The 18,497-nt window shown below is 70.7% G+C and carries 12 protein-coding genes and 2 pseudogenes; 11 read left to right on the top strand and 3 right to left on the bottom strand.

Annotation, left to right across the window (positions count from 1 at the left end; translation table 11 throughout):
• Window positions 1-84 precede the first annotated feature (84 nt).
• From RCO28_RS28170 to RCO28_RS28125, 11 genes and pseudogenes are all read left to right on the top strand, one after another.
• Complete coding sequence (locus RCO28_RS28170; protein WP_308944155.1) at window positions 85-2,514, top strand: PQQ-dependent sugar dehydrogenase; 2,430 nt, start codon at window positions 85-87, stop codon at window positions 2,512-2,514.
• A 30-nt stretch (window positions 2,515-2,544) separates the two neighbouring features.
• Window positions 2,545-3,960 carry a ThuA domain-containing protein gene (locus RCO28_RS28165; RefSeq protein WP_308944089.1) on the top strand — a complete coding sequence of 472 codons (1,416 nt, stop codon included), beginning with the start codon at window positions 2,545-2,547 and terminating at the stop codon, window positions 3,958-3,960.
• 112 nt (window positions 3,961-4,072) lie between these two features.
• Window positions 4,073-5,200 carry an inositol-3-phosphate synthase gene (locus tag RCO28_RS28160; RefSeq protein ID WP_308944088.1) on the top strand — a complete coding sequence of 376 codons (1,128 nt, stop codon included), beginning with the start codon at window positions 4,073-4,075 and terminating at the stop codon, window positions 5,198-5,200.
• Between the two features lie 158 nt (window positions 5,201-5,358).
• Window positions 5,359-6,597, top strand: coding sequence for an SCO3242 family prenyltransferase (locus RCO28_RS28155; protein ID WP_308944087.1), 1,239 nt, complete (start codon window positions 5,359-5,361; stop codon window positions 6,595-6,597).
• Between the two features lie 148 nt (window positions 6,598-6,745).
• Complete coding sequence (locus RCO28_RS28150) at window positions 6,746-7,780, top strand: sugar phosphate isomerase/epimerase family protein (RefSeq protein WP_308944086.1); 1,035 nt, start codon at window positions 6,746-6,748, stop codon at window positions 7,778-7,780.
• Window positions 7,777-8,625 carry an EboA domain-containing protein gene (locus RCO28_RS28145; protein WP_308944085.1) on the top strand — a complete coding sequence of 283 codons (849 nt, stop codon included), beginning with the start codon at window positions 7,777-7,779 and terminating at the stop codon, window positions 8,623-8,625. The genes RCO28_RS28150 and RCO28_RS28145 overlap by 4 nt, the downstream gene beginning before the upstream one ends.
• A complete protein-coding gene (locus RCO28_RS28140) occupies window positions 8,625-9,479 on the top strand; it encodes a TatD family hydrolase (RefSeq protein WP_308944084.1) in 855 nt (284 codons plus the stop codon). The genes RCO28_RS28145 and RCO28_RS28140 overlap by 1 nt, the downstream gene beginning before the upstream one ends.
• Window positions 9,480-9,482: 3 nt before the next feature.
• Window positions 9,483-10,091, top strand: a pseudogene (locus RCO28_RS39475) (xylose isomerase); the annotation flags it as partial.
• A 312-nt stretch (window positions 10,092-10,403) separates the two neighbouring features.
• Window positions 10,404-10,958 (top strand): annotated as a pseudogene (locus RCO28_RS39470) (xylose isomerase); the annotation flags it as partial.
• Window positions 10,955-12,358 (top strand): alkaline phosphatase family protein, encoded by a 1,404-nt coding sequence (locus RCO28_RS28130; protein ID WP_308944082.1) that lies wholly within the window; start codon window positions 10,955-10,957, stop codon window positions 12,356-12,358. The pseudogene RCO28_RS39470 and the gene RCO28_RS28130, both read left to right, overlap by 4 nt.
• An 83-nt stretch (window positions 12,359-12,441) precedes the next feature.
• Window positions 12,442-13,512, top strand: coding sequence for a sugar phosphate isomerase/epimerase (locus tag RCO28_RS28125; protein WP_308944081.1), 1,071 nt, complete (start codon window positions 12,442-12,444; stop codon window positions 13,510-13,512).
• Between the two features lie 94 nt (window positions 13,513-13,606).
• On the opposite strand, the gene RCO28_RS28120 is transcribed toward RCO28_RS28125, so the two are convergent.
• The 3 genes from RCO28_RS28120 to frc form a co-directional block, all read right to left on the bottom strand.
• Window positions 13,607-14,992, bottom strand: coding sequence for an OFA family MFS transporter (locus tag RCO28_RS28120; protein ID WP_308944080.1), 1,386 nt, complete (start codon window positions 14,990-14,992; stop codon window positions 13,607-13,609).
• A gap of 117 nt (window positions 14,993-15,109) precedes the next feature.
• Complete coding sequence (locus RCO28_RS28115) at window positions 15,110-17,254, bottom strand: acetate--CoA ligase family protein (protein WP_308944079.1); 2,145 nt, start codon at window positions 17,252-17,254, stop codon at window positions 15,110-15,112.
• A gap of 4 nt (window positions 17,255-17,258) precedes the next feature.
• Window positions 17,259-18,491: a formyl-CoA transferase gene (gene frc / locus RCO28_RS28110; protein WP_308944078.1), complete on the bottom strand. Its 1,233-nt coding sequence runs from the start codon at window positions 18,489-18,491 to the stop codon at window positions 17,259-17,261.
• Window positions 18,492-18,497: the final 6 nt, after the last annotated feature.

The raw sequence follows: 18,497 nt of genomic DNA, 5'->3' as shown, positions 1-18,497 counted from the left end.
CCACCGGCCGCATTCCGGAGGACATTCGTGCACAGAGACAGGCTCAGACTGCGCAAGACGCTCGCCCTGCTCGCCGGCGCCGTGATGGCGACCGCATCGCTGACCCTCGCCGCCCCCGCCGCCGCCGTACCGGACGCGCCCACATCGGGCGTCGAACCCGCGGCCGGGAAGAAGGGCAAGGACCCCAAGGCCGAGGACTTCCAGCAGGTCACCCTCGCCAAGGGCGAGCCCGAGATGGGCGAGCCGATGACACTCGACGTGCTCCCGGACCGCTCGGTCCTGCACACCTCCCGCGACGGCACCCTGCGCCTCACCGACGCCACCGGCACCACCAAGGTCGCCGGGAAGATACCCGTCTACTCGCACGACGAGGAGGGCCTCCAGGGCGTCGGCGTAGACCCCAACTTCGCCCAGAACCGGGCCGTTTACCTCTACTACGCCCCGCCCATGGAGACCCCCTCCGGTGACGCGCCCAACGAGGGCACCGCCGAGGACTTCGCCAAGTTCGACGGCGTGAACCGGCTCTCCCGCTTCGTCCTCAAGGAGGACGGCACCCTCGACGCGGCCAGCGAGAAGAAGGTCCTCGACATCCCCGCCAACCGCGGCATCTGCTGCCACGTCGGCGGCGACATCGACTTCGACAAGGACGGCAACCTCTACCTGTCGACCGGCGACGACTCCAACCCCTTCGCCTCCGACGGCTTCACCCCCATCGACGAGCGCGCGAACCGCAACCCGGCCTACGACGCGCAGCGCACCTCCGGCAACACCAACGACCTGCGCGGCAAGATCCTCCGCATCAAGGTCGCCGAGGACGGCTCGTACACCGTCCCGGACGGCAACCTCTTCGCCAAGGGCACCGAGAAGACCCGCCCCGAGATCTACGCGATGGGCTTCCGCAACCCCTTCCGCATGAGCGTCGACAAGCCCACCGGCACCGTCTACGTCGGCGACTACGGCCCCGACTCCGGCACCGCCGACCCCAAGCGCGGCCCCGCGGGACAGGTCGAGTTCGCCCGCGTCACCAAGCCCGGCAACTTCGGCTGGCCGTACTGCACCGGCAAGAACGACGCGTACATCGACTACAACTTCGCCGACCAGACCTCCGGCGCCGCCTTCGACTGCGCCGCCCCGAAGAACGAGTCGCCGCACAACACCGGCCTCACCGACCTGCCGCCCGCCCAGGCAGCCTGGATCCCCTACGACGGCGGCTCCGTCCCCGAGTTCGGCACCGGCTCCGAGTCCCCGATGGGCGGCCCCGTCTACCGCTACGACGCGAACTCCGACTCGCAGGTGAAGTTCCCGGAGGCCTACGACGGCAACTTCTTCGCCGGTGAGTTCGGCCGCCGCTGGATCAAGCGGATCGCCCAGGACGACGCGGGCGCCGTGCAGTCCATCAACGACTTCCCCTGGACCGGCACCCAGGTCATGGACATGGACTTCGGCCCCGACGGCGCCCTCTACGTCCTCGACTACGGCACCGGCTTCTTCAACGGCGACGAGCACTCCGCGCTCTACCGCATCGAGAACGCCACCGACGGCCACTCGCCCGTCGTCGAGGCCGACGCCGACGTCACCAGCGGCCAGACCCCGCTGAAGGTGCAGCTCAAGGCCGACGCCACCGACGCCGACGGCGACAAGCTCACGTACAAGTGGGACTTCGGCGACGGAGCCACCTCAACCGAGCAGAACCCCACGCACACCTTCGAGAAGAACGGCGTCTACGCGGCCACCGTCACCGCCACCGACAAGACCGGCCGCACCGGCTCGGCCAGCGCCCACATCACCGTCGGCAACACCGCGCCGACCGTGAAGCTCGAACTCCCGGCCGACGGCCAGCTGTTCACCTTCGGCGACAAGGTGCCCTTCAAGGTCACCGTCACCGACCCGGAGGACGGCACCATCGACTGCTCCAAGGTCAAGGTCACGCACATCCTCGGCCACGACAGCCACGGCCACCCGGTGACCTCCGCCAACGGCTGCGAGGGCACCATCCAGACCTCCGCCGACGGCGAGCACGACCCCAACGCCAACATCTTCGGGGTCTTCGACGCCGAGTACACCGACAAGGGTGCCAACGGCCAGCCCGCCCTCACCACCCACGACCAGAACGTCGTCCAGCCCAAGCACCGCCAGGCCGAGCACTTCGACGACAACCAGGGCGTGTCCGTGGTGAGCCGCGGCGCCGCCCACGGCGGCAAGGCCGTCGGCGAGATCAACAACGGCGACTGGGTCTCCTTCAAGCCGTACGCCCTCGGCAACGCCACCAAGGTCACCGCCCGCGTCGCCTCCGCCGGAGCCGGCGGCACCCTCGAAGTCCGCGCCGGAGCCGCCGACGGCAAGCTCCTCGGCACCGCCAAGGTCGACCCGACCGGCGGCGCGGAGACCTACGCCGACGTGAGTGCCGACCTGAGCGGCGCCCCCGCCGAGACCACCACGCTCTTCCTGGTCTTCAAGGGCGAGGGCACCGAAGCGCTCTACGAGGTCGACGACTTCAGCTTCACCACCGGCTGACCCATCGAGCAGAGAGAGGGAGTGACCGCAATGCGCACACGAGCCCGACTGCTCACCGCGACCGCGACGGCGGCCCTGCTCATCGGCTGCGTGTCCGGACCGGCGGCGTCCAAGCCGGACCCGGACTCCGGCCACCGGCCCGGTAAACCCGGCAAGGACGGTGAACAGGTCCTGGTCTTCTCCAAGACCGCCGGCTTCCGCCACGACTCCATCCCCGAAGGCATCGCCACCGTCAAGGAACTCGGCGCCGCCCACGGCTTCACCGTCGATGCCACCGAGGACGCCGGCGCCTTCACACCCGGCAACCTCGCCAAGTACGACGCCGTCGTCTGGCTCTCCACCACCGGCGACGTTCTCAACGAGGAACAGCAGTCCGCCTTCGAGAAGTACGTCAAGGACGGCGGCGGCTACGTGGGCGTCCACGCCGCCGCCGACACCGAGTACGACTGGCCCTTCTACGGCGAACTCGCGGGCGCCTACTTCCAGTCCCACCCGCACATCCAGCCCGCGAAGGTCGACGTGGAGGACCACGCCCACGAGGCGACCGCCCACCTCGGCCCGACCTGGGACCGCACCGACGAGTGGTACAACTACCGCTCCAACCCGCGGACACGCGCCCGCGTCCTGGCCTCCCTCGACGAGTCCTCGTACACCGGCGGCACCATGAACGGCGACCATCCCATCGCCTGGTGCCAGGAGTTCGAAGGCGGCCGCTCCTTCTACACCGGCGGCGGCCACACCAAGGAGTCGTACGCCGAACCCGCCTTCAAACAGCACCTGTTGGGCGGCATCCGCTACGCCACCGGTGCCGTCAACGCCGACTGCCGGCCCGAGCAGGGCTACACCAAGCTCTTCGACGGCTCCTCGGTGGACGGCTGGAAGCAGGCAGGACCCGGCTCCTTCGAGCTGAAGGACGGCACGCTCACCACCGTCGGCGGCATGGGCATGCTCTGGTACGAGGCCAAGGAGTTCGGCTCGTACTCCCTGAAGCTGGACTGGAAGATGGCCGGCGAGGCCGGGGACGACAACTCCGGGATCTTCATCGGCTTCCCGCCCTCCGACGACCCCTGGTCGGCGGTGGACAACGGCTACGAGATCCAGATCGACGCCACCGACGTACCGGAGAAGACCACGGGATCGGTGTACGGCTTCCAGTCCGCCGACATCGAGGCCCGCGACAAGGCGCTCAACCCGCCGGGGCAGTGGAACACCTACGAACTCCGCGTCGAGGGCGAGCACCTGCAGATCTGGCTCAACGGCGTGAAGATCAACGACTACACCAACACCGATCCGGCACGGAGCCTGGCCCAGGGACACATCGGCATCCAGAACCACGGAGACAGCGACCGCGTGGCGTTCCGCGACATCCGGGTGAAGGAACTCGCCGAGGCGTCCGGTGAACCCGCCGACAGGACCGGTGAATCCGCCGGTCCGTCCGGCGGCTGACGGCTCCGGCTCTGTACGTCCGCGCTCTCCCGGGCGCGGGCCGTTGAACGGCGGCGGGCGGGGGACGCCGGACCTCCGCCCGCCGTCTCCACCCATCCAAGGAGGCTGTGCCGTGACCCCTTCGTCCACTCCTGTCCCCTCCTACGGCGTCTGGTTGATCGGCGCCCGCGGCTCGGTCGCCACCACGGCGGTCGCGGGAAGTGCGGCGGTGGCCGCCGGACTCCACCCGGCGACCGGCATGGTGACCGAAACACCTCCCTTCGCCGACTCCGGCCTGCCACCCCTCGGCTCCCTCGTCTTCGGCGGCCACGACACGATGGAGTGCCCGCTGCCCAAACGCGCCGAGCACCTCGCCGCCGGGGGAGTCCTGCCGCACGGACTCCCGTCGGCGGTACGCGCCGAACTCGCCGCCGCCGACACCGAGATCAGGTCGGGCGGGCCGGTGAGTGGCGACGGCCGGTCGGACGACGAGCTGATCGCCGCCTTCGCCGCCGACATCAGCGACTTCACCCGCCGCCGCGGCCTCGCCCGGACCGTCGTGGTCAACGTCGCCTCCACCGAACCCGCCCCGGCCGACGGCGACCCGCGCCTCCCGGCCAGCTCCCTGTACGCCGCGGCCGCCCTCCGCTCCGGCTGCCCCTACATCAACTTCACCCCCTCCACCGGACTGCACCACCCCGCGCTCGGCGCCTTGGCCGCTTCATCGGTCTTGCCCTACGCCGGACGCGACGGCAAGACCGGCCAGACCCTGCTCCGCGCCGTACTCGCGCCGATGTTCCTGCAGCGCGCCCTCGACGTCCGCGCCTGGTCCGGCACGAACCTCCTCGGCGGCGGCGACGGCGCCGCCCTCGCCGACCCGGCCGCGGCCGCCGCCAAGAACGCGGGCAAGGAACGCGTCCTCGCCGACGTCCTCGGCACCGCCCCCGAGGGTGAGGTGCACATCGACGACGTACCGTCCCTCGGCGACTGGAAGACCGCCTGGGACCACATCGCCTTCGACGGCTTCCTCGGCTCCCGCATGGTCCTGCAGACCATCTGGCAGGGCTGCGACTCCGCCCTCGCCGCCCCCCTCGTCCTTGACCTCGCCCGCCTCCTCGCCCGCTCCGCCGACCTCGGACTCACCGGCCCACGCCCCGAGTTGGGCTTCTACTTCAAGGACCCCGACGGCCACACCTCCGCCCTCGGCGAGCAGTACGCCGACCTGCTGACCTTCGCGGAGCGACTGGGGGAGGGGCAGTGAGGCGGCGCGGACGTAGGGGTGGGGTCGGTGCGGCGGGGCGGTCCCTGAACGGCGACGGGGGGCGTTCTGGTGTGTCCGGTGCGGCTGGCGTGCCTGGCGTGCCTGGCGTGCCCGGCGCGTCTGGTGCTTCTGGTGCTTCTGGTGTGTACGAGCCGGGGGTGAGCTCTCGTTCCGATGGTCGGGGCGTCGACTGGGCGCCGGGCCCGGGCGCGGCTCCCGGGCCCGACGGGGCTTCGGGGGCGAACGGGGTATCGGCCGCGAATGGGGCTTCGGCCGCGAACGGGATTTCGGCCGCGAACGGGCGCTCCCGGGATGGGGGTTCGCCGTCCGACGCACGGCGACCACGCCTCGGTCGCGCCCGTGACTGGGCCGAACTCCTGCGCATCTCCGCCCTGTTCACCGTCCCCGGGGACGCCCTGGCCGGTGCCGCCGCCATCGGCGTCCGCCCCAACGCCCACACCCTTGCCGCCATCGGTTCCTCCCTCTGCCTGTACGAGGCCGGCATGGCCCTGAACGACTGGGCGGACCACGACGAGGACGCCGTCGACCGCCCCCACCGCCCCCTGCCCTCCGGCCGGATCCCACCCGGCGCCGCACTCGCCGCCGCCGGTGTCCTCACCGCTACCGGCCTCGGCCTCGCCGCCCGCGCCGGCCGCCCCGCCCTGACCGTGGCGAGCCTCCTCGCCGGCTCGGTCTGGGCGTACGACCTGAAGCTCAAGCACACCGCCGCCGGCCCGGCAGCCATGGCCACGGCCCGGGGCCTGGACCTCCTGCTGGGGGCCGTGGCTTCGGGGGCCGTGGCTGAGAGGGCCATGACTTCGGCGGCCGTAGCTTCGGGGGTTGGGGCCGAGGTGGGGGCGGGTACCGGGGCGAGGACTGGTGCCGGGGTCGGGGTCGGGGGTGCGGGCACGCGTGCGGGGGTGACGGCGGACGCGGTGCGTCGCGCGTTGCCCTCCTCGGCCGTGCTCGCCGCCCACACCCTGGCGGTCACCACCGTCTCCCGCCGCGAGGCCCAGGGCGGCTCAGCCCTGACACCCCTCGCCGCCCTGGCCGCAACCACTCTGCTGGGACGGGTCGTTGCATCACCCGGCGGGCCCAATGCCGTCCGGCTCCCCGGGCCCGCCGCGATCCGTCTGCCCGGCCCGGCCACCGTCCGCCTCGCCCCGCACCACCTGTTGGGCGCCGCGTATGTCGCCACGGCCGCCCGCCCCCTGTGGCACGCCGCCCTCAACCCCTCCCCGCAACTCACCCAACGTGCCGTCGGCGGCGGCATCCGCGCCATGATTCCCCTCCAGTCCGCCCTCGCCGCCCGCGCCGGTTCCCTGGGTACGGCCCTCGCCACGGCAGCCCTCGCCCCCCTCGCCCGCCGACTGGGCAAGCGGGTGAGCGCCACGTGAGCCGCCGCAGGTTCCCTCCCTCCGAGACGCCTCACCTGCCCTCCGGGCAACGTGCGTGCGTCGACGGCTTGACCGCCTTTCCGTCCGGCCCGTGTGCGTGCAGCGACGGCTTCACCCCCTTCCCCTCCGGCAGCAGGACGGTGCCCTCATGACCCTCCGCTTCGGCTACGGCACCAACGGCCTCACCGACCTCCGTCTCGACGACGCCCTCGCCCTCCTCTCCGACCTCGGCTACGACGGCCTCGGCCTGACCCTCGACCACATGCACCTGGACCCCCTGGCGCCGAACCTGGCCGACCGCACCCGTCACGTCGGGCGCCGCCTCGACCAGCTGGGGCTCACGGTGACCATCGAGACGGGCGCCCGCTACGTACTCGACGCCCGCCGCAAACACGGCCCCTCCCTGCTCGACCCCGACCCGGACGGCCGCTTCGCCCGCGTGCAGCTGCTCCAGCGCGCCATCCAGGTCGCCGCCGATCTGGGCGCCCATGCCGTGCACTGCTTCAGTGGCACCCTGCCGCCGGGCACGGACGCCGAGACCGGCTGGAAGCGGCTGGCCGAGACCATGGAACCGGTCGTCACCGCCGCCACCGAGGCCGGAGTTCCGCTCGCGGTCGAACCCGAACCGGGCCATCTGCTCGCCCGCCTGGCCGACTTCCACCGTCTGCGCCGCGACCTCGGTGACCCGGCCGCGCTAGGCCTCACCCTCGACATCGGCCACTGCCAGTGCCTTGAGCCCGAGCCCCCCGCCGGCTGCGTCACCGCGGCCGGCCCGTGGCTACGGCACGTCCAGATCGAGGACATGCGCCGCGGCGTCCATGAACACCTCCCCTTCGGTACCGGCGAGATCGACTTCCCGCCCGTCCTCGACGCCCTGGCCGCCACCGGCTACCAAGGCCTGACCGTCGTGGAACTGCCCCGCCACTCCCACGCCGGCCCCCAACTCGCTGAAGAATCCCTCCACTTCCTGCGCCAGGCCGCAGCCGCGCAACCCGAAGCCGGGGCCACGACCGCACCGGCGACCACACCCGCGACCACGGCTGCAACACAGACGCCCACGACGACCGCCGCCACCACGCCCGCGCCTCCGACCAGCGCCACGAACACCGCCTCGCCCTCGACCAGAGCCACGAACACCGCCTTGCCCCTCACGTTCGTACCGGGACAGGGAGGCCCCCGGTGACCGACACTTCCTCCGCACTCCGTGCCGCCCTCGACGACCCGGCCCGCGCCTGGTTCGACAAGGCGCTGGAGCAGGCGACGGCCCACGCCAAGTCCTCCACCGGCAAGCCGTCCGATGCCTCCGCCGACCCCCAAGGGCCACCACCTCTCTGGGAGTTGCGGTTCGCCGAGGCCGGCCGCCGCTGCGGTGCCGCCCACGCCGACGCCGCCCGACTCCTGCTCCTCCAGGCCGCCCAGTCCGACCTGGCCACCGTGACCCGCCTCTACCAGCAGGGCACCGCCGATGAACGCCGCGCCGTCCTCCTCTCGTTGCCGCATCTCGTCCAAGGCCCGCAGGCCCTGCCACTGACCGAGGACGCGTTGCGGACCAACGACCCCCGTCTGGTCGCCGCCGCAGTCGGCCCGTATGCCGGGGAGCACCTCGACCGCCACGCCTGGCGACACGCGATCCTCAAGTGCCTGTTCATCGGCGTACCGGTCGCAACTGTCGCCCGCCTGCGCGTCCGAGCCCGAGGCGACGCCGAACTCGCCCGCATGCTCGGCGACTATGCCGCCGAACGCTCCGCCGCCGGCCGACCCGTCCCCGACGATCTCCACCGCGTCCTCGGCCTCACCCAGCCGCCGGTCGAGGGGGAGGGCGAGGGCGAGGGCGTGAGCGGGGGTGCGGGTGCGGGCAAGGAGCTCGCCGGGCCGACCGGCCCCGCAGCGTCGTCCGAGTCCGCCACGCCGACCGAGTGCGCCGAGCCCGCCGCGTCGTCCGCGCCCGCAGCGCCGACCGAGCCCGCGCCCGCCGAGTCCGACGAGGACGTGTCCCGCGCACCCCGCGTGTCCCGCAAGGAGTCCTGATGCGAATCTTCGACCCGCACATCCACATGACCTCCCGGACCACCGACGACTATGAAGCGATGTATGCCGCGGGGGTACGCGCCGTCGTGGAGCCCGCCTTCTGGCTCGGTCAGCCGCGCACGTCCCCGGCCTCCTTCTACGACTACTTCGACGCCCTCCTCGGCTGGGAGCCCTTCCGCGCCGCGCAGTACGGCATAGCCCACCACTGCACGATCGCCCTCAACCCGAAGGAAGCCAACGACCCCCGCTGCACCCCGGTCCTCGACCAGCTGCCCCGCTATCTCGTCAAGGACGGGGTGGTAGCCGTCGGCGAGATCGGCTACGACTCGATGACCCCGGCCGAGGACCAGGCCCTCGCCGCCCAGCTGCAGCTCGCCGCCGACCACGAACTCCCCGCGCTCGTGCACACCCCGCACCGCGACAAGCTCGCCGGCCTGCGCCGCACCCTGGACGTCGTCGCCGAGTCCGCGCTCGACCCGCAACGTGTCCTCCTCGACCACCTCAACGAGACCACCGTCAAGGAGGCCAAGGACGCGGGCTGTTGGCTCGGGTTCTCCGTCTACCCCGACACCAAGATGGACGAGGACCGCATGGTGGCGTTGCTGCAGACCTACGGCCCCGAGAAGGTCCTGGTCAACTCGGCCGCCGACTGGGGCAGGAGCGACCCGCTGAAGACCCGCAAGGTGGCCGAGGCCATGCTCGCGGCGGGCTTCACCGAGGACGACGTCGACCAGGTGCTCTGGCAGAACCCCGTCGCCTTCTACGGACTCAGCGGCCGCCTCACCCTCGACCCACCCGGCACGGACACCGGGGCGACCCATGAAGGGAACTCCATCCTGCGCGGAGGGGAGTGACCCATGCGCTTCCGGCACCCCGACGGCTCCCTCGTCCACCTCGCCTACTGCACCAACGTCCACCCGGCCGAGACCCTCGACGGCGTCCGCGCCCAGCTGCGCGACTACTGCGAGCCCGTCCGCCGCAGACTCGGCCGCGACCGCCTCGGCATCGGCCTGTGGCTGGCCCGCGACGCAGCCCGCGCCCTGATCTCGGACCCGGCCGCCCTGCGTGAGCTGCGCGCCGACCTCGACCGGCGTGGCCTCGAAGTGGTCACCCTCAATGGCTTTCCCTATGAGGGATTCGGCGCCCAGGAGGTCAAGTACCGGGTCTACAAGCCGGATTGGACCGACGCCGAACGGCTCACCCACACCACCGACCTGGCCCGGCTGCTCACCGCACTGCTGCCCGACGACGTCAGGGAAGGCAGCATCTCCACCCTGCCGCTGGCCTGGCGCACCCCGTTCACCGAGCAGGACGCGGCCACCGCACGCGGCGCCCTCGTCACACTCGCCGAACGGCTCGACGCCCTGGAGGAGCTCACCGGCCGCTCCATCCGTATCGGCCTCGAACCCGAGCCCGGCTGCATCGTCGAAACCACCGCCGACGCCATCGCCCCCCTCACAGCCATACGCGAGGAGATACACCGGCGCGCCGCGACCACCACGCCCGCCGCCCCGACCGCCACGCCCGCCGCCGCGAGCAGCGGTACGCCCGCCGCCGCGAGGGGCGGCACGCCCGCCGTCCCGGGTGCCACGCCCGACGGCGCCACCACCACGCCCGCTGACGCCGACGCCGACGCCAGCGCTCCGGCCGCCTGCCGTTCCGCCGCAGTCGCCGCGGCCACGCAGTCGCCCTCCGTGCCACGCCCCCGCCAAGCGGCGCAGCCAACTCGCCCCGGCAGCAATGGCCTTGGGGACCACGCGGCCCCAAGCGCCGCTCCCGATCGCATCGGCATCTGCATCGACACCTGTCATCTCGCCACCTCCTTCGAAGATCCCCACACCGCTCTCGACGCCCTGGAAACAGCCGGTATCGCCGTCCCCAAGGTCCAGCTGTCCGCCGCCCTGCACGCCGAACACCCCCAACACCCCGAAGTCCGCGAGGCGTTGTCCGCCTTCGACGAGCCCCGGTTCCTGCACCAGACCCGCACCCGCACCGCCGGAGCGCTGCACGGCACCGACGACCTCGGCCCCGCCCTCTTTGGCGACACGCTGCCCGACACCACCCCCTGGCGCGCCCACTTCCACGTACCGCTGCACGCGGCACCGGCGCCTCCGCTCACCTCCACCCTGTCCGTGCTGCGCGAGACGCTCGCCCGCCTGGTAGGCGGCGCCCATCCGCGCACCCGCCACCTGGAGGTCGAGACGTACACCTGGCAGGCCCTGCCCGACGCGCTGCGGCCCCGCGCGCGCAGTCAGCTCGCCGACGGCATCGCCGCCGAACTCACCCTCGCCCGCGATCTCCTCGTCGACCTCGGCCTCAAGGAACTGCCATGACGCACCCGCCGGCCCCGACAGCCGCTCCCACCCCACTGCTCGTCCTGGACGTCGTCGGCCTCACCCCCCGTCTCCTCGCCCACATGCCGCGCCTCAAAGCCCTCGCCGAGGACGGTTCGAGCGCCGAACTCGGCACCGTCCTCCCGGCGGTGACCTGCGCCGCCCAGTCCACGTTCCTCACCGGAGCCCCACCCGCCGAGCACGGCATCGTCGGCAACGGCTGGTACTTCCGCGAGCTCGGCGACGTACTCCTGTGGCGCCAGCACAACGGACTGGTCTCCGGCGACAAGCTGTGGGATGCCGCACGGCGCGCCCACCCCGGCTACACGGTCGCCAATATCTGCTGGTGGTACGCCATGGGCGCAGACACCGACATCACCGTCACCCCCCGTCCCGTCTATTACGCCGACGGCCGCAAGGAACCCGACTGCTACACCCGGCCCCCGGCCCTGCACGACGAACTCACCGAGAAACTCGGCAGGTTCCCCCTCTTCCACTTCTGGGGTCCGGGCGCCGACATCGTCTCCTCGCAGTGGATCGTCGACGCGACCCGCCACATCCTCGACACCCGCAACCCCGACCTGGCGCTCTGCTACCTCCCCCACCTCGACTACGACCTGCAGCGCTACGGTCCCGACGATCCGCGCTCCCACAAGGCCGCCTCCGACCTGGACCAGACCCTGGCCCCCCTCCTCGACGACGCCGCCCGCGAGGGCCGCACCGTCGTCGCGCTCTCCGAGTACGGCATCACCAAGGTCAGCCGCACCGTCGACATCAACCGCGCCCTGCGCCGCGCCGGACTCCTCGAGGTCCACACCCAGGACGGCATGGAGTACCTCGACCCGATGGCGTCCCGCGCCTTCGCCGTGGCCGACCACCAGATCGCCCATGTGTACGTCCGCCGCCCGGAAGATCTCGACGCCGCTCGTGAGGCACTCCAGGGCCTGGCGGGAATCGATCAACTCCTGGACGACGAGGGCAAGAAGGAGTACGGCCTGGACCATCCGCGCGCCGGCGAACTCGTCGCCGTCGCGGAGCCGGACGCCTGGTTCACGTACTACTACTGGCTCGACGACGCACGGGCACCCGACTTCGCTCAGCTCGTGGAGATCCACCGCAAGCCGGGATACGACCCGGTCGAGCTGTTCATGGATCCCCTCGACCCGTATGTGAAGGTCAAAGCCGCGAAGGCGCTCGCCCGCAAGAAACTCGGGATGCGCTACCGCATGGCGGTGGTGCCGCTGGACGCCTCACCTATTCGCGGCAGCCATGGGCGCCTTCCTGATGACCCGAACGACGGTCCGCTCATCCTCTGCTCCACCCCCCGCGCTGTCACCGGCCCGATCCGGGCCACCGATGTGAAGTCCCTGCTGCTTCAGCTCGCCGGTCTGCATTCCTGACCGCGACTGAGAACAACTCGCCGACTGAGAACAACTCAACCAGACACCACTGACAACGCCCCGTGACCGCAAGGAGTTCCCGCATGCCCCGCAACGCCCGCACGTCCACGTCCGACCCCGAACTCGCCCACAGACTCAGCCGCCGCGGCATGCTCGGCGTCGCCGCGGGAGCCGGCGCCGCCGCGCTCGTCGGCGCCGGCGCGACCTCCGCAGCGGCCCAGACCTCCGCAGGGGCGACAACCACGACGGCCATGGCCGCCAGCAAGGGCCGCCCCGTACTGCCGCCCGGCCGCCTCGGCATCCAGCTCTACAGCCTGCGCGACAAGGTCTCCACCCTCGGATTCGCCCCTGTCTTCCAGGAGTTGAGCGAACACGGCTACGACGAGATCGAGTTCGCCGGCTACACCCAGGGCTCCGCGGGACCCATCACGCTCGCCCAGCTCAAGCGGCTCGCCGCCGACCACGGCCTCAACCCCATCGGCAGCCACGTCGGTTACTACGCCGACGACCCGAACGCGTACACCTTCGCGCAGAACCTCGAAAAGGTCCTCGACGAGGCCCAGGCCCTCGGCCTGAAGCACATCGGCACGGCCTCGGGCCCCTGGCGCTACGGCACGACCGTCGACGGCTGGAAGCGCTGCGCCGAGGAGTTCAACGCGTACGGCGCGGCCGCGAAGAAGCGCGGCATGAAGTTCTACCAGCACAACCACGCCGAGGAGTTCTCCTTCGCGACCGACCGGCCCGACGTGCGGCTCTACGACGTGCTGCTCGCCGAGACCGACCCGGATCTGGTGTACCTGGAGATGGACATCTACTGGGCGTACGCAGCGCAGTTCCGTTTCTCCAAGCGGGTCGACGGCACTCCGGCGCCGTTCGAGCCGCTGGACTACGTGCTCAAGCAGCCGCACCGGTATCCGCTGTTCCACGTCAAGGACGGCGAGCACGACGAGGCCGCCAAGGACGGCTACCGGATGGTGGACGTGGGCGACGGCGACATCGACTACCGGCGGTTCCTGTCCGAGGTGACGCGCCGCACGCCGACCGGCCGGCGTTACCACCACTGGCAGGTCGAGCACGACAACCCCGTGGACTCGCTCGCCTTCGCCCGCAAGTCCAGCGCGCACCTGCACTCGCTGCGCGAGCAGGACCGCTGACGGCGCTCCCGCAACCGACGCCCCGCACACGCAGAGCCCCCGGCACGGTGCCGGGGGCTCTGCGTAGGAGAGGTGCGGATCGAGAGGTGGGACGTCAGTGCGCGTCCCGGCTGATGGGCTGCGGATTCGGTGTGATCTTCCCGGGCTTCGGCCGCCCGGGCGGGCTCAGGAACAGCGCCACGAACCCGGCGAAGAACGAGATCGAGCCTGCCAGGATGAACGCGCCGGAGTGCCCCCAGGTGCCCACGACCACGGCGCCCATACCCGCGCCGAGGCCGGAGACGAGCTTCGAGCTGTACACCATGCCGTAGTTGGTGGCGTTGTTGTTCTCGCCGAAGTAGTCGGCGGTGAGCGCCGCGAACATCGGGAAGATGGCGCCGCCGCCGAAGCCGGAGACCGCGGAGAAGATCAGGAACAGCGTCAGGTTCTGCAGGTCCGCGGACCAGATGATGCCGAACTGCGCGAGGCCGAGGATGACGCACACGGCCAGCAGGCACTGCTTGCGGCCGTAGCGGTCGGAGAGCCAGCCGATGACGCCGCGCCCGGTGCCGTTGACGATCGCCTTGAGGGACATCGCGGTGGCCACGATTCCGCTGGCGAAGCCCGCCTCCTTGCCGATGTCGACCTGGAAGGCGATCCCGAAGATGTTCACACCCGAGGTGCACGCCAGACAGAACCACATCAGCGCCACCCGACCGGTCTTCCAGGCCTCCACGGGGGAGTACTGCTTCACGGCCGGCGGGTTCTTCTCAAGCGACCGGCGGGCGCGCGGGTCGTCCGGCGGGTTGAGCGGGTCGACGTCGCCGGGCCACCAGTTCTTCGGCGGGTCCTTGAAGAAGAACCCCGCCACGGCCACGACGGAGGCCAGGAAAAGGCCCACCAGAACAAGCACCGTACGGAAGTTGGTCAGGTCCATGACGCCGGTGAAGATGAACACGAACGGCACGGAACCGTAGGCGAAGCCGCCGTTGACGAAGCCGGTCTTGCCGCCCCGGCGCTCCGGGTACCACTTGCCGACCATGTTGACGCAGGTCGCGTACACCATGCCCGCGCCCATGCCGCTGAACATGCTGAAGCCGATGTAGGCGAACACGACGCTCGGCGCGTACGCCAGGGACAGATAGCCGAGCAGGGTTCCCACCGCGCCGAGCATCATCGCCCAGCGGGCCGGCAGTTTGCCGCTCTCGCGCAGCCGCCCCGCGGGGAAGGCCACGGCGGCCTGGAAGAACACCCAGACGGTCATCATCCAGAAGATGTGGCCGCTGGCCCAGTGATGTGCGGTGTGCAGGGTGTCCTCCGCGGACGCGAACGCGTACTCCGCGGAGCTGATGCCCATCATGCCCACCCAGGGCAGGATGACCATCCACTTGCGCTTGCGCCCCATGATGTCGATGTCGGACTCGCCGAGCCGGTACGTACGGCCGTTGGCGTCCGTCACCTCCCGATAGGGGACGGTGGTTGGCAGGTCGGTTGTCGTCATGTCGATCGAACCCCTCGCGTGGAAGAAGTCTGGCCAGCGCCCCCTGTCCGTTCTCTTCGCACCGGGGCCCGCGGCGAGCGGCCGCCGCAGGCCCCGTGGTTCGAGCCGTCGCTCAGCTCATCGACCACCTCCGAGCAGCCCCGCCGCCCGCGCCCACCGGTACTTCGCACCGAGCACGGCGACGGGCTTCTCGGTCGTGTACGGGTAGGCGACGACTCCGTGCTCGAAGAGGTACGCGCACGCCTCCTCGACCTCGACATCGCCCGCAAGGGAGGCCACAACCGGCTTCTCTATGCCGCGCTTTCTGAAATCGGCCACCACGCGCGCGGTGAGCTCGGCGAACACCATCGGTGGAGTGACGATCGTGTGCCAGTAGCCGAGTACGAGGGCATGGATCCGCGGGTCCTCGAGACCGAGCCGGATCGTCGCCTCGTACGTGGAGGGGGGCTCGCCGCCCGTGATGTCCACGGGGTTGCCCGCTGCCCCGAAGGGCGGGATGAACTCGCGGAACGCGGCGTCCAGGTCGTCCGGAATCTCCATCAGGGAGAGCCCGTTGTCGGTCACCGCGTCCGACAGCAGCACACCAGAACCGCCCGCGCCGGTGATGATGACGACGTTGTCCCCCTGCGGGGCGGGCAGCACGGGCAGCGCACGCGCGTACTCCAGCATGTCGTTGAGGCCCGGAGCCCTGATCACGCCGGCCTGCCGCAGGATGTCGTCGTACACCGCGTCGTCGCCCGCGAGCGCCCCCGTGTGCGAGCCCGCGGCCTTCGCGCCCGCGGCGGTGCGGCCCGCCTTGAGGACGACGACCGGCTTCTTCGGAACGGTCTCCTTGGCCGCCGCGACGAACGCCCGCCCGTCCTTGAGGTCCTCCAAGTGCATGGCGATGCACTGGGTGTTGGGGTCCTCGCCGAACCAGGTCAGCAGGTCGTCCTCGTCGATGTCGGACTTGTTGCCGAGCCCGACGATCGCGGAGACACCGGTCTTGGTGGCGCGGGCGAAGCCCAGGATCGCCATGCCGATGCCGCCCGACTGCGAGGTCAGCGCGACCCCGCCCTTCACGTCGTACGGCGTGCAGAACGTGGCGCACAGGTCCTGCCACGTCGAGTAGTAGCCGTAGATGTTCGGACCCAGGAGGCGTACGCCGTGCCGTTCGGCGATGGCGACGATCTCCTCCTGCAACGCGTGCTCTCCGGTCTCCGCGAAGCCGGACGGGATCAGCACCGCGTTCGGGATGCCCTTGCGGCCCACCTCCTCCAGGGCGGAGGCCACGAACTTGGCGGGGATCGCGAAAACCGCCACATCCACCTCACCCGGAACGTCGGTGACACTCTTGTACGCCTTGCGGCCCTGAATGTCATCGGCCTTGGGGTTCACGGGGTGGATCTCGCCGGAGAAACCTCCGTCGATGAGGTTCCGCATCACCGAATTGCCGATCTTGCCCTGCTCGTTGGAGGCACCGATGACCGCCACCGAACGCGGCTGCATCAGGCGCTTCATGGAGCGCAGAATCTCGTCCCTACCGTAGGTGCGCCGGGTTTTGGGCGCCTCCGCCGACAGGATCACGCGGATGTCGGCGGCGAGCGCGCCCTCCGGTGTGGCGATCACCGGGTTGAGGTCGACCTCCGCGATCTCCGGGAAGTCCGTGACCAGTTCGGAGACCCGGCGGATCTGCTCGGCGACCGCCCAGCGGTCCACGCCGGCCGCGCCGCGCACGCCCCGCAGGATCGCCGCCGCCCGGATCGAGTCGAGCATGGAGACGGCCTCGTCCGCGTCGACGGGCGCGAGGCGGAACGTCACGTCCTTCAGGACCTCGACCAGGACCCCGCCGAGCCCGAACGCCACCACCTTCCCGAACGTCGGGTCGGTGACCGCTCCGACGATCACCTCTTGCCCCTTCGGCAGGAGTTGCTGCACCTGTACGCCCTCGATGCGGGCGTCCGCGTCGTAGGCACGGGCGTTGTCGACGATCGTGTGGAACGCGGTCCGCACCTCGGCGGGGCCCTCCACCCCGACGATCACGCCGCCCGCGTCGGTCTTGTGCAGGATGTCCGGCGAGACGATCTTCAGGACGACCGGCCCGTCGAAACGCGCCGCCGCCGCGACCGCCTCGTCCACGTCCCGCGCCAGCTCCTCGCCCGGTACGGCGATTCCGTACGCGTCCGCGATCACCTTGCCCTCGGGCGCGGTCAGCGCGGTGCGGCCGTCGGCACGTACGGCGTCGAGCAGCGCCCGCACCGTCTGCGTGCGGTCCTCTGCCATCACGTCAGATCACTCCGTTCGACTTGAGCAGGTGCAGCTCCTCGTCCCCGAGGCCGAGTTCGCCGACGTACACCTCTTCGTTGTGCTCTCCGAGCAGCGGTGAACTGATCACGTCCACGGGGGAGTCGGAGAGCTTCAGCGGGGAGCCGACGGTGGTGAACTCACCGCGCTCGGGGTGCTGGACCTTGACGACCATCTCGTTGGCGGCCAGCGAGGCGTCCTCGACGATCTCCTTCGTCGACAGGATCGGTCCGCACGGGATGTTGTGGGAGTTGAGCTGTTCCAGGACCTCCCACTTCGGCAGGGTCGAGGACCATTCCTCGATCAGCTGGAACATCTTGTTCAGCTTCGGCAGCCGGGCCTCGGGCGTGTTCCACTCGGGGTCGTCGCCCAGTTCGGGCCGGCCGATGAGGTTGGCGATCGGCTGCCAGCCGACGGGCTGCACGATGACGTACACGTAGTCGTTCGGGCCGCCCGGCGCGCACTTGACCGCCCAGCCGGGCTGACCTCCGCCGGACGCGTTGCCGGATCGGGGAACTTCCGTGCCGAAGTCCTCGTTGGGATATTCAGCGAGCGGGCCATGGGCCAGGCGCTGCTGATCGCGCAACTTCACCCGACAGAGGTTGAGCACGGCATGCTGCATGGCCACGTTGACCCGCTGCCCCCGCCCGGTGCTCTCCCGCTGCAGGAGCGCCGCGAGAATTCCGGCGACGGCATGAATGCCGGTTCCCGAGTCGCCGATCTGGGCCCCCGTCGCCAGCGGTGGTCCGTCCTCGAAGCCCGTGGTCGACATCGACCCGCCCATGGCCTGCGCCACGACCTCGTAGGCCTTGAAGTTGGTGTACGGACCGTCACCGAAACCCTTGATGGAGGCATAGACGATTCGCGGATTGATCTCCTGGATGCGATCCCAGGTAAACCCCATGCGGTCCACGGCCCCGGGGCCGAAGTTCTCGACCATGACGTCCGAGCGCCGGATCAGCTCGGTGAGGATCTCCTTGCCGCGCTCGGTCTTGGTGTTGAGGGTGATGCTCCGCTTGTTGCAGTTGAGCATCGTGAAGTAGAGGGAGTCGACGTCCGGCAGATCGCGCAGCTGCTTGCGCGTGATGTCGCCGCTCGGCGCCTCCAGCTTCACCACGTCCGCGCCGAGCCAGCCGAGGAGCTGGGTGGCGGACGGGCCCGACTGGACGTGCGTCATGTCGAGGACGCGCACGCCCTCAAGAGCCTTGGTCGTCATGACGAT

The organism is Streptomyces sp. LHD-70, assembly GCF_031157275.1.
Taxonomy (GTDB): domain Bacteria; phylum Actinomycetota; class Actinomycetes; order Streptomycetales; family Streptomycetaceae; genus Streptomyces.
This window is presented reverse-complemented; position numbering and strand designations above follow the sequence as displayed.